General features: G+C 26.6%; 9 protein-coding genes. All 9 read right to left on the bottom strand.

The window, feature by feature from the left end:
• Window positions 1–5 precede the first annotated feature (5 nt).
• Window positions 6–1,208 (bottom strand): restriction endonuclease subunit S, encoded by a 1,203-nt coding sequence (locus tag BN899_RS19200; RefSeq protein ID WP_052356637.1) that lies wholly within the window; start codon window positions 1,206–1,208, stop codon window positions 6–8.
• Window positions 1,198–2,670, bottom strand: coding sequence for a type I restriction-modification system subunit M (locus tag BN899_RS05055; protein WP_042273445.1), 1,473 nt, complete (start codon window positions 2,668–2,670; stop codon window positions 1,198–1,200). The genes BN899_RS19200 and BN899_RS05055 overlap by 11 nt, the downstream gene beginning before the upstream one ends.
• Entirely contained in the window at window positions 2,670–4,130 is a 1,461-nt protein-coding gene (locus tag BN899_RS05050) for a type I restriction-modification system subunit M (RefSeq protein WP_042273444.1), read from the bottom strand. Before BN899_RS05050 ends, BN899_RS05055 begins: the two co-directional genes overlap by 1 nt.
• Before the next feature lie 118 nt (window positions 4,131–4,248).
• Entirely contained in the window at window positions 4,249–5,961 is a 1,713-nt protein-coding gene (locus BN899_RS05045; protein WP_042273443.1) for a DUF4209 domain-containing protein, read from the bottom strand.
• Window positions 5,962–5,986: 25 nt separating this feature from the next.
• Entirely contained in the window at window positions 5,987–7,858 is a 1,872-nt protein-coding gene (locus tag BN899_RS05040; RefSeq protein WP_042273442.1) for an N-6 DNA methylase, read from the bottom strand.
• Window positions 7,859–8,116: 258 nt separating this feature from the next.
• A complete protein-coding gene (locus tag BN899_RS05035; protein WP_042273441.1) occupies window positions 8,117–9,121 on the bottom strand; it encodes a hypothetical protein in 1,005 nt (334 codons plus the stop codon).
• A complete protein-coding gene (locus BN899_RS05030) occupies window positions 9,121–9,963 on the bottom strand; it encodes a hypothetical protein (RefSeq protein WP_042273439.1) in 843 nt (280 codons plus the stop codon). Before BN899_RS05030 ends, BN899_RS05035 begins: the two co-directional genes overlap by 1 nt.
• Window positions 9,964–10,211: 248 nt before the next feature.
• Window positions 10,212–11,591 (bottom strand): hypothetical protein, encoded by a 1,380-nt coding sequence (locus tag BN899_RS05025; protein WP_042273438.1) that lies wholly within the window; start codon window positions 11,589–11,591, stop codon window positions 10,212–10,214.
• 613 nt (window positions 11,592–12,204) lie between these two features.
• The gene (gene lexA / locus BN899_RS05020) at window positions 12,205–12,822 is read right to left on the bottom strand and encodes a transcriptional repressor LexA (protein ID WP_052356636.1); all 618 of its coding nucleotides are present in this window, start codon (window positions 12,820–12,822) and stop codon (window positions 12,205–12,207) included.
• Between the last annotated feature and the right edge of the window lie 122 nt (window positions 12,823–12,944).

Genomic DNA, 12,944 nt, shown 5'->3' with positions numbered 1-12,944 from the left:
TAAATCTATCTATTATTAGTATAATATTTAAATAGATTTAACTTTAATTTATATGTGTATTCTATTTTAGTATTTATATTTTCTATAATACAATCTATTTCTTCTAGTAATTTAACAATATTCTCTTGTTCTTTAATATTAGGAAGTTTAATTTTTATATTGTTCATATGTGGTACGTTTATATTCTTTAAACCTGTACTTCCCCTAGAACCTTCTGTTATTTTTTTCTGAACAATATCACTCACTAATTGGTAATATAAAAAGTCTGGATTTATGCCATTTTTAGGTTGTATCTTCAATAAAAAAGATGCAAATACAGCCTCTTCTGATTTCCTAACCTTAACTAAATTACCAACTCTATCTGGATTACCATTTGCACTAACCATAAGCAAGTCATTATTTTCAACAAAATATTTTTCGATATTATTAGGTCTAGTTATATATGTTTTTTCGTCATCCGATTGATATCTTGAATTACTAGGTATATTTGGTATCTTATATACTCTTACTCGGTTATTATTTTCATTCGCATTAAATTCATCTTCTTTTCCCCAACTTATACCTCTACTTATATTAGCTACATCAGATATTTTAACATATTTAAATTCCTCATTTTTTACTATCCTATCTTCCAATAGATTCTTTATTAATTTTTTTCTATAGATATTAGCTTTTTCTAATACATCGATATTTTGATTTATCAAATTATCTAATTTAGATACTTTAGATACTATATTTTTCTGCTTATACTTACTCGGTATTATAAACCTCTGTTCTTCTAAAACCTTCCATTTTATAGTAGGAGACAATGATCCTTCTGATATTTGTATAGATCTATTATAAAATTCCTCACTTTGCATAAAGAACTTTAAGAAATCTTTCTCGATATTCTCCTCTTTAGGCCTTAATACCATTGAATGTGCCGATACTATTGCATCCCATTCACATACTCCTACTTTACCTTGATATGCTCTCCTTTTACCAAATATGATGTCTCCTGGCTGAGCTATCAGCTTAGTACCTTTTACATCATCTGGCTTACCATATCTTTTTATTTTTAATGAGCCTGGATCTATATGCTCTAATCCTATATAAATATCTAAATTCGTATCTTTAGGATCAACTCTCTTAGATATATGCTCTGCCATATATGAAAATGGTACTTCCATCCAATCATTATCTAATATCTTTATGTTATTACTTTTCAATTAAGCCAACCTCCTTTGCTAACTTAAAGAAATTATCAAAAGAAGCTTTTAATTCTTCACAACTACTATTCCACTCTTTTACAACTTCTTTTATGTCTTTTTCTTCTGATTTCTCTACTTTTGCTACATATAAAGCTATATTTAAGTTGTAGTTATTTTTTGCTATAGTATCTAAATCTACAAATCTTGAAAACTTATCTACATCTTCACTAGATTTATAAGCATCTTCTATTTTATCTCTATGTTCTTTGTCTAAGTAACTTATAGTTTTTTCTTTTCTTATTTCATCTACTGCATTTATAAATAATATCTTATTTTTTCTTTCCTCAGACTTATTCATATTGCATATAAGCACACACGCTTCCATTGGAGAATTATAGAATAAGTTTGGCCCAAGTCCTAATACACATTCTACAATATCATATTCTATCATCTTTTTTCTTATATCTTGTTCCGAATCCCTAAACAGTACTCCATGAGGAAGTAATATTGCACACTTTCCATGCTCTTTGTTCATGCTCTTAATTATATGTTGTATAAAAGCATAGTCAGCACATCCTTGTGGCGGTACTCCATACATATTTCTACCATAAGGATCATTCATAAACTTATCTCTATCCCACCTTTTTATAGAGTATGGTGGATTTGCAAGTACTATATCAAATGTTCTTAACTCATCATTTTCCATAAATCCAGGGTCAGCTAAAACATCTCCTCTATATACACTAAAATCTTCTATACCATGTAAAAACATATTCATTCTAGCTATAGATGAAGTTATTAAGTTTACTTCTTGGCCATATAGTTTTAATGATCTATATTCTTCACCTTTTTCTTTTAGGTGAGTAGCTGTTATAAGTAACATTCCACCTGTTCCACAGGTTGGATCATATACACTATCCCCTGGCTTTGCATCTAACATCTCTGCCATAAGTTTTACCAAAGTTCTATTTGAATAAAACTCCTGTGCAGTATGTCCACTATCATCTGCAAACTCTTTTATTAAATACTCATAAGCATTTCCTAATTCATCATCTGGTACATTTTCTATTGATAAAGTATACATAGAGAAATGTTCTAGTAAATCTTTAAGCAATCTATCTGGTAATCTTTCTTTATTTGTCCACTGTGCATCTCCAAATATTCCTTCAAGCTTACCTGGATTAGCTTTTTCTATTTCTCTCATTGCAGTTTGAAGAGCTTGACCTACATCTTCACTTTTTTCTCTTACTGCGTTCCAATGATGTTCTTTAGGAACATTAAACATGTGTAAGTCTTCAAAGTCTTCTCCAAACTCTGCTTCATTTTTTACATATTCCTCATCATATACATCACATACTCTTTTAAAGAATAGTAATGGGAATATAAATTGTTTATAATCACCAGCATCTATATGACCTCTTAAAAAGTTAGCTGAGTCAAATAGATACTTTTCTATTTTTTCTAAACCTATCCTAGCCATTACATTACACCCATTTCTTTTAGTATTAACTTTAGTTCTTTTTCTGCTTTAGTTGCTTCTTCATAAGCTTTTATCATCTCATTATATGCTTGTTCTAAAGTTATTCCGTCATCTTCTTCTATCTTATCTACATATAAAGCTATATTTAAATTGTAGTCATTTTCTTCTTTTATTTCATCTATTTCAACTACTCTACATTTTCCTTCTACATCTTCATAGTTTTTATATAAGTTATATATTTCTTCTACATGCGATGCTTCTAAGTAGTTTTGACTTCTATCTTTTTTGTATATTTCTGATGCATCTATTACTTGTATTTTATTTTTCTTAGCTTCATCTTTTTTCTTATTAAATACTAATATAGATGTTGATATACCAGTTCCATAAAATAGTCCTTCTCCAACCCCTATTACAGTTTCTATTAAGTCATTGTCTATTATTTGCTTTCTTATTTTACCTTCTGAAGCTCCTCTAAATAATACTCCCTGTGGTAATACTACTGTCATTTTTCCATCATCTTTTAATGATTTTAGCATATGTTCTACCCATGCATAGTCCCCATATGATGCAGGAGGTACTCCAAGTGAGTTTCTTCCATAAGGGTCATTTGCCCATTCTTCTCTTCCCCAGTTTTTAAGCGAGAAAGGTGGATTTGCTATAACACAGTCAAATGTTTGTAGCTTATCATCTTCATGGAAAGCTGGCTCTCTTAGTGTATCCCCTCTTAGTATATAGAAGTCTTCTATATCATGTAAGAACATGTTTATTCTAGCTATACCTGATGTTGTAAGGTTTTTTTCTTGTCCGTATAGTTTGAGTGTTTCTCCTTTTTTTCCTTGGCTTGTAACATATTCGTATGTTTCTAGCAGCATACCTCCTGTTCCGCAAGTAGGATCGTATATACTGTCTCCTTCTTGAGGATCAAGTATCATTGTCATCAGTTTAACTACTTCACGGGGGGTATAGAACTCACCCGCTGATTTATTTGAATCATCTGCAAACTTTTTTATTAAGTATTCATATGCAAGTCCCATTGTATTAGACTTTACTTCACTGTTACTTAAGTTATTTTGTGAAAAGTGCTCTATTAAGTCTTTAAGTATTTCATCTGATAGTTTATCTTTGTTTGACCATTGTGTGTCTCCAAATATTCCAGATAGTTTTTCTGGATTTTCTTTTTCTATAGCTCTTATACATTCATGTATTTTAGCTCCTATGTTTTCTGATATTTTTCTTACATCACTCCAATGGCATCCTTTTGGTATTATAAATCTATGAAGATAGTCAAAGTCTTCTCCGAATTCTTCTATTGCATTTTTATATTCTTCATCATACACATCCGATATTCTTTTAAAGAATAGTAGAGGGAATATATATGCTTTAAAATCTGATTGATCTACTGGACCTCTTAATATATTTGCTGCTTGGTATAACCAAGACTCTAGTACGTTTATTTCCAAATTTGATCTTCCTTTCTAACTTTATTTACTTTTTTATTATAGCATTTATTTTACAATTGAAGATAAGTAATAATTATTACTTATCTTCAATTGTAAATGCTTAATATAATGTGTCCTGTTACATATATAACTTATATAGTACACATATTCTCCATGCTATCCACCATAGATATTTAGCACAATTTCCTTCACATCTTTCATAGCTCATAAGACCATGTGATATATCATTTCTAAAGTTATCTCCACTTTTTTCTATTAATAGTGCTCTTAATATAAATATTAGGTCTTCTCCAAACAAATCTACTAACTTTTCTTCTTTTAAAAGTGTATTTACATTCTTTTCCTCTTGTATACCATTATTGGATATAGTTGTTACAACTACTCCATTTTTTTCTAGAATATATCTTATTGAATTTTCAAGTTGAGGAATTAATAAGTGTGAACTTACTATGAAATCACCATTAAATCCAGCTACAAATCCCTTGGCATAAAATTTTATTCTATCTTCTGGAATTATGTAGTTATCGTTAAGTATTTCATATAAATCATCTTCTGATATAGAATGTTCTTCTATGATTACTTTTCTAATTGGCTCTGATAGTGTTATAGTTTGCATATCAAAGTATAGCTTAGCCCTAGAATACATCTTATTTTCTATATCCGCACTATTATCTCCAAGATTTGATCCTTCATCTTTTGATATCTTTTTTCCTTTTTCGTTTACATTTACACTAGGAAATAGATTTTGAAGAGGATATAAGTTACTTTCTTCTTCTACTTGTCTTTTTATAGTTTCCTTCTCAGGTATCTCCTCAAAGAAAGCAAAACTTTTTAATACATCTTCTTTATCCTTTCCTTTAAAAAAATCTATCTTATTATTTATTATTTCAGACATTTCTTTTGGTAGCTCTATATTACAAGATATCTCCTTCATGTATTTAATTGATTCTTGCTGGTAAAACATCATTAACTTATGAAGTTCATCTATTTTACTTTTATTATTTGATATCTTTCTATTTACCTCTATCGCACCTTCTATATGATGAGCTGCTACAAGGTAATTTGTTTCATCCTTTTCAAGTGTGTATTTTGCATCTTCTTCATATGTTCTAGCGATTCTTTTTCTTATGTTGTTTTTCTTTTCATTATCCTTTGCTATGTAATCCTTTATACAAAGCTCTAAGTATGTTCTACTCTTTCTAAATTCTTTTTCTTTCTCTGCTTCATCTGCTCTATCTATACAGATGTTATATAGTTCAGAGCTGTCCCCATACTTTTCTACTATTAATAATGTTATTATTTTACTAGAAAGATATAACCTATCGTTAGAGTATGAAGACTTTAACTTAGTATACATTTTCTCTAAGCATATATTTTTTTTGCTATTCTTTTTCCCCAGTAATTTACTTATATTTAATGCCTTCTCTATATATTCAAAGCACGGTACCCACTGTTCTGTACTAAATGTTTTTTCAAATGAATCTATATATGAATCAACAGTTAACTCTAAAACTCTATAATCTTTATTTAATTTAAAAAGCATTTCTCCTATGATAGCTTTTAGTAAACTATTATCTATATAACTAACTTTTTTAGCTAACAAATTACATATTTCACTATGTTTGTCTCCAAAATTGATATTTTCTATGTTGTTACTATAAATGCATATATGTTCAAAAGAACCCAGTATTAGCTTCTTTTCACCATCATCAATCTGTGTAGCTATATCTCTAAATATACCTGCCAGCTTATATGCTGGCAAGTTATCTAAACCATTAGTTAAATTATTTATATTTAATTCATTAAATGCATTTTCTAATTTTAGTTCCATATATTCCTCCCCACTATTTTCATCTTTATATTTTATTTATAACTTCCGCTATTTGTAAGTCATTATATATATTAAGAGTATCCTCTTTTAGTTTTTGTTGTAGTCTTTTTAGACTTTCTTTATATTCATTTCTTGATGATATAGTTTTTTCTGCTACTTTGTTTTGTTCTTCTACACTTATCATTGGTACTGGTATTTCATATAAATCGCTAGCACTTAGTACCTTTATTGTAGTTCCTGTTTGGTTTGATTCAATGTAATATTGTCCTACAGGACTTTCAAGATAAGCCTTTATAAAGTATGGATTTACATTGTAATTAGGTGTTATTTTTATGAAGTTGTTTGATACTATAATGTTATCTGGTATATCTTCGACTACAGCTACTTTTATTGCATTTCCTCTACCTGATAGAAGTATATCCCCTTTATTTACTGTATATTTTTCAATACGCTTAATATCCTTTAGCTCTACTGGAGTTAAATTGTCTAATATTAATTCACCATCTTGCACATCTGATAATGTTATAGCTTTATGTGTTGCTGTACTTTCATCAGTTGCTTTTGGTAAGTTCATACCTCTTTCAAATTTAGCTAAATCTTTGAATAGTATAGTAGTATTTTTGCTTTCAAACTTTTCAATATCTATATTTATAACGCCTTCACTTGTTACTACTTTATAGTCTTTTATATATCTTCCAACGTTTAAGTTGTAATCGTTATCTTCTATTTCTTTGATATCTACTAATCTACTAAAGTTTTCTTCTTCTTTCTTTTCTATATAAACATTAACTATTCTATCTATTTCTTCTTGTGATAAAACTGTAGTTCTTCTTTCTTTTTTACCTAGTTCTTCTGCTTTGACAAATAATATTTTTCCTTTCATATTTTCCGCTTTATTTTTATTAAATACTAGTATAGCAACGTTTATTCCTGTGCTCATAAATACCGGTGGAAGCGATATTATTCCTTCTATTATATCGTCCTTTATTAAATTTTTTCTTATTCTGCCATCCATCGCTTCCCTAAATAGCACTCCCGTAGGAACTACGATAGCTGCTTTTCCTGTATCTTTTAATGATGCTATACCCTGTTGCATATGTGAATAATCTAAATTTGCTTTTGTTGGTAATCCATATCTAAATCTATTATATAAATCTTCTTGTAATAATTCATATCCTATTCCTTTAACACCAAATGGTATATTCATAGTTACATAATCAAATTTTTTCAGTTGTAACCCATTTTTAAACTTTGGTTCTATTAATGTATCACCGTACTCTATATCAAAATTTCTATATCCATGCATTCTTAAGTTTATTTGAGCAAGCATCCATATTCTTAAGTTTAGCTCTTGCCCATATAATTTGACATTCTCTTCTCCAGCTATTTTGTTTGATTCTATTAATAACTGACCTACTCCACATGTACCATCATATACTTCACCCTTTTCTATTTGTATTACTTTTGTTGCTATCTGCTTTATACATGCAGGCTCCTTTAATTCTCCTTCTAATTTGCTGTATTCACTACCAAACTCTAATATTGTATCTATAAATTTAGCTGAATTATTTTTTAAGTCTATGTGCTGTATATTCGCTATTATTGCTTGTAAGTTTCTATTACTTATATTAGATTTTTCAATTGTTTTTATCATACATTCTTTTAATAGATTATTATATATCTCTGATCTTGATATGATCTCAATTAATCTTTCTTTTAAATTTTCACTATTTTTAGTTAGTTCTACTATGCTAGTGTTTTCTGGTAATTTTATACCTAATTGTGTGTTTTGTTCCCCTGCTGATATATAACCTAATACTGATATAAGATCTACACTTTCATTTATTGGTAATTCTCCACGTGTAGTGTTAAATAAGTTATAAATATTCTTTTCCATATAATACCCTCCAATTATTTTTTAAGGTAAATATTTTACCTTTTTATTTTGTATTAAAAAAATATTTCTTATACTTTAATATTAAAATAATATCATTAAAAAGTCAATCATTTATTTCAAAAAGTTTTATTTTTTTCTTAAAAGGTAAATTAATTACCCTTTTTAAGTATTTCTAATCTAAATAAAAGTTTCATAGTTATTATTTATATTAGAAGTAAAAAGCTATTAAGATTTTTATTATCTTAATAGCTTCTTTACTTACGTTAAAATCTCTTCAATGCATTGACTAGACATTCTTCTATAAATAAAATGTAATACTAATCTTGAAAGTAAATGCCTATTCATAATATTTTCTGACATATCTTCTAGTTCATTTACATCACCTATACAGATTTTTTCACCATATATACTCTTTTTTAAAACTCTATCTATAACAGTTACCTCATCTTCTGTCCATTGCATCCACATCTCATACAGCTTATCATCTGAATGTTCTTCACGATTTTCAAATTCTTCTATTAATTGTTTAAATTTATCTTTAACTTTATTACTATGTTCACACAAATCCTTTATAACTTGTCCAAAATCTTCTTTAGATAGTTCGTTATAATACCCTATTTGTTTATAATCAAAATCTAACTCTAGCTTTAATTCTTTATTTCTATTTTCAAGCGTTGTTATCTCTTCCTCTTTTATTTTTATATTCTCTTCTAGTTCTTTTACCTTATCATTAAGTTTTTCATTTTGTTCTGTCAATCGTCTCTCATTTAAAAATCTATTTGGATTTTCATACTTAACGCCTAATTTTGTTTCATTTGAAACTCTATTTCTAATATATAATTCATTTTCTATCATAAACATAATGTTGTTACTACATTCTATATCTAAACACTTTAATAAAATAGGAATTGACTTTAGCTCATTTTCAGTTAAATTAACTTTAGCAAATAGTATTCTTAATTCTCTTAGCTTTTTTTCTCTTAACACAGTTTCATAATTTAATTTAACAGCTTTTAACTTTGAGTTTATATATTTCATCTTTTTATTCAGTTCATCATAAAATTTTTCCATTACCGCCCTTGATTTAACAGTTTCTATATCATGTTGTAGAAAATATACTAATCTAGGTTCACTAACATTATCCTTATAATAGTATGCATTACTCGATGCCGCTATCATGTGTTGTATAATCATAGAATCTAATATTCCAACTATGATATTCATATCATTTGGCTCTAACTTAATACTTTTTATATGTTTCATTACTTATTCCTCATCCCATCGTAACTTTTAAATACATTTTCTAAATAATTTATATCTTGACTTAAATTTTCCTTACTATAAATTTCATCTATTTCATACCATTTTAAATCTTTATTAGCTTTAAAATATATATTATTTTCAATATTTTTTAATATAGTAAATTTTACTTTTTTATTTAATTGGCTTATACATATTTCATTTGTAACAAGTTTAAATCTTTCTTTATATTCACTTAAATCTATTGTCTTGATTGTTGTTAAGCTTTCTGTTTCATCTATTCTTTTATCATTTATTGAAACGTATATATTTTTATTTAGCGATGATTGTATTTCTATCATATATCTTTCTATATTATCATAATGTAGACTATCTATATCTAAAGTCTTTTCACTATACTTATCTCTTACTACAAATCCAAGTACATCTGGTTTTATATATTGAGTATAGTAACTTTCTATTTCTTTAATATATATACTTACTGGTATAAATTTTGGTACTAATAAATCATTTATATTATACACTTCTACAGTATCTTGTTGACTAGATACTTCGTCTTTATATTTTACTTCTATATTTATTAAATCTTTATCTGTATATATCTTACTATCTAATGTTACTTTTATGCTACTTAATGATATTATATCAACCTCAAATATATTGTCATACTTATACATAAATTTGAGGTTAATCTTTGCAGTGTCATTTTCTTTCACACCTACTTTAGCTCTTAATTTTTCATGGCAAATAAATAATTTATTGTCTTCTTTTTTCACTATTTCTTTTAATAAAAATTGACTATATTTTTTATTGTAATTAGATAAAACGCATACTTCATTTATCACATTTTTTATATTTGTTATTACTTTATTTTGGTTAGTGATATATTCTTCAAGATGGAATATTATTTTATCGCTAAACTTCCAGTTCTTTTGTTTTAAGTTATATTCAAAATTAGTTTTGTTATAATTATTCCTTTCAAGATTTTTTATATATAAATTTATATCTTCTATATTTTCTATTTCTTGTTTGTATAAAATATCGTAATTATAATTTCTATAATGATATATTTCTAATTTAATTGGATCTGTATCTATTTTTTATTTATATTAAATACAAATCTTTTGCTTTCTATATATCCATCTTTATCTATTGACACATACTTTATTTCTTCACTATAGTTACATCTAATTGCTATACTTTCATTTTTATATGCAGGTAAATATATCCTAAAGTTGTTCAATACCAAATTATAATGATAACTATCTATTGCACTATTGTAGTAGTATTTGAATAGTGGTGAATAATCTACAACCTCATCTGGTTCATATATTTTGTTATTTATGATTATTGGTGTTGCATTTTTTAGTTTACTATACCAGTAGTATCCTCTTAATCTAAAGCTATCATATAATGGATAACTATTTTCTTCTTTATATTTTCCTAATTTAACTTTAAATTGATTATTTGACATATATCCTATATATGCATCTTTAACTTGAGTGAAGTCATCTTTTTTAAATTCTAAAAGTTTATTTATGCTTAAGTGTGTATGTGGTAATACTGTGTATATTCTATAAATTGGTGAATTTATATTATGAACCCCTAGCTGCATATTTACATATTGTCCTGGACTTTTTTGACTTTTATCTGGTATCGTCATTTTTGTACTAATCGGTGCACTTTGTAATATACTTTTAAATTTATTTACACTTACTTTTGATAATATTTGAGTATATAGTAATTTTAAGCTTTCTTTTCTAGGTAATATTGTAAATATATCAAACTTTAGTACTTTATTTATAGCTTTTACTACTTCATCTTTTTCTAGATCTTCTTCATAGTAATTTCCTTCTTCTAAAAGTGTACATACTTGAGATAGTTGTCTTACTACTTTTTTTACTTTCCGTGGATATTCTATTAGATTTTCATGATTTTCTTTTAATGCATCAACTTCTTTAGTATCCCATATATAGTTTCTCTTGAGTATTATATCTATATTTTCATACACATAGTCAAATTCAAACTGTCTTAAGTTCTTCCAGTATACTTTAAATAGTTCTATCAAATTATTTGCTAGGTACTTTGGTATTCCTGTTTCATTTATAAGTGTATCTTTATATCTAAACCCTTTCATATGATTCCAATTTTCAGGAAGGATTCCTTCTTTTGTAAAAGCATTTTTTAATATATCATAAAATCTACCATTTACTTTGAGTTTAGTTAGATTTTCATAGTCTTTTGTATATGCTTTTATATGATATTCTCCTTTTATAAATTGACACATTGATACAAGGCATATTTTTTCTATTTTATCTTTATTACCATTTATTAAATTATATTTATTGTTACTATGATAGTTATATAGAACTAATAGTAAATCTTCTTCTAGATCTGTTGTATCTATATTTTCATATGTTAACCTCTCTTGCTCTTGTATATATCCTAGTTTTATAAAATCTTGTTTTATCATTTTTTTCGTTTATTTATTTCTGATGTTAGTTCATCTGTAAGTTTTATTATTTCACTTCTTGTGAGCTGTCGAAATTTCATTTCACTTCCTCTTTCATAGTTTAATTATGAATTTAATTATTATGTTTTAATACTTTCTCTATAGTGCTCTAAGAAAATTTTACCATCTTTTTATTATAATTTATATATTTTTTAAAATTTGCATATTAAAATATCTATACAATAAAAATAGCCATATACTCTACTGAACAAACCGTTCACCAGGTTATATGGATAATCTTTATATTAATCATGTTTCATGCATATCTGATTATATAATTTTATCTAATATATTTCTATTTACTTGTAATTTATTAACATACCATATAAGAGCTTAACTTATCACTTTTTTATTTATAATACTTACTAACCACTCTTTCTTATCACATCTGAATAATAGTTGCATACCTGGTTATTATTTATCTAAAAATTTAAATAAGTTAATTACTAGGTTTTTACATAAAAAACGAGCAGCTTTTTATAAAATATAAATTGCTACTCATTTGTTTCTTTAATATTGTCTATTTTCCCAAAATTTATCTCGCAAATATTTTACTTATTTAAATAATCATTAATTAATTTCTATTACATTTTATAACTCCAAGAGCACTACCTATAATTCTAGCTTCATGTACACTTACTACCATAGGATCATAATTCTTATTTTCAGGTATCAGTATTAACTTATTCCCCTGTACATCAAATCTTTTAAGAGTAGCATGTCCATCTACTTCTACAGCAACAATGCTTTTTTTACTAACATTATTATCTTTTCTTATAACAACATAATCCCCATCATCAATACCTGCATCAATCATACTGTCTCCCTTTACTTTAAGCATAAATAAATCTTTATCCCTCTTTATAACGTCCCTTGGAATATAGAAATATTCATCATACTCTTCATTCATATATATTGGTGAACCAGCAGATATTTCACTTAATAAAGGTAATTTTAATGAATCAACTTCTTCTCCTGTAACTGATGATATTACACATTGATTAAACGACCAATCTTTTTCAAATAAATACTCTCCCCCGTTATCTATTCCTACATACTTATACTTTTCTATACAATCATATATATTAACAGGGGCATTATATTTAATTTCCTTTTTACTCTCATAAATATCAAATGTTAATTGCTCTTGGTTTAATTTATCTTTTTTATCATCTTTAGTTTTCTTATTCATAAATTCACCTTTTCTTTATTTTAAAATTAACACTATCTTAGTTATAATTATACAAAAGAATTCGATTTGTTTAAATAAAAAATGAGTAGCTTTTTATAAAATATAAATTGCTACTCATTTTT

Origin of the sequence: Faecalimicrobium dakarense, assembly GCF_000499525.1 — a bacterium.
Lineage (GTDB): Bacteria > Bacillota > Clostridia > Peptostreptococcales > Peptostreptococcaceae > Faecalimicrobium > Faecalimicrobium dakarense.
The sequence above is the reverse complement of the archived record's forward strand: the minus strand, read 5'-3'. Positions and strand labels throughout refer to the sequence as shown.

Bases quoted from the DNA above. Each gene is read 5' to 3' on its own strand.
- lexA (WP_052356636.1), bottom strand. From the start codon at position 12,822: ATGAATAAGAAAACTAAAGATGATAAAAAAGATAAATTAAACCAAGAG.
- BN899_RS05025 (WP_042273438.1), bottom strand. From the start codon at position 11,591: ATGATAAAACAAGATTTTATAAAACTAGGATATATACAAGAGCAAGAG.
- BN899_RS05055 (WP_042273445.1), bottom strand. From the start codon at position 2,670: ATGGCTAGGATAGGTTTAGAAAAAATAGAAAAGTATCTATTTGACTCA.
- BN899_RS05045 (WP_042273443.1), bottom strand. From the start codon at position 5,961: ATGGAACTAAAATTAGAAAATGCATTTAATGAATTAAATATAAATAAT.
- BN899_RS05035 (WP_042273441.1), bottom strand. From the start codon at position 9,121: ATGAAACATATAAAAAGTATTAAGTTAGAGCCAAATGATATGAATATC.
- BN899_RS05040 (WP_042273442.1), bottom strand. From the start codon at position 7,858: ATGGAAAAGAATATTTATAACTTATTTAACACTACACGTGGAGAATTA.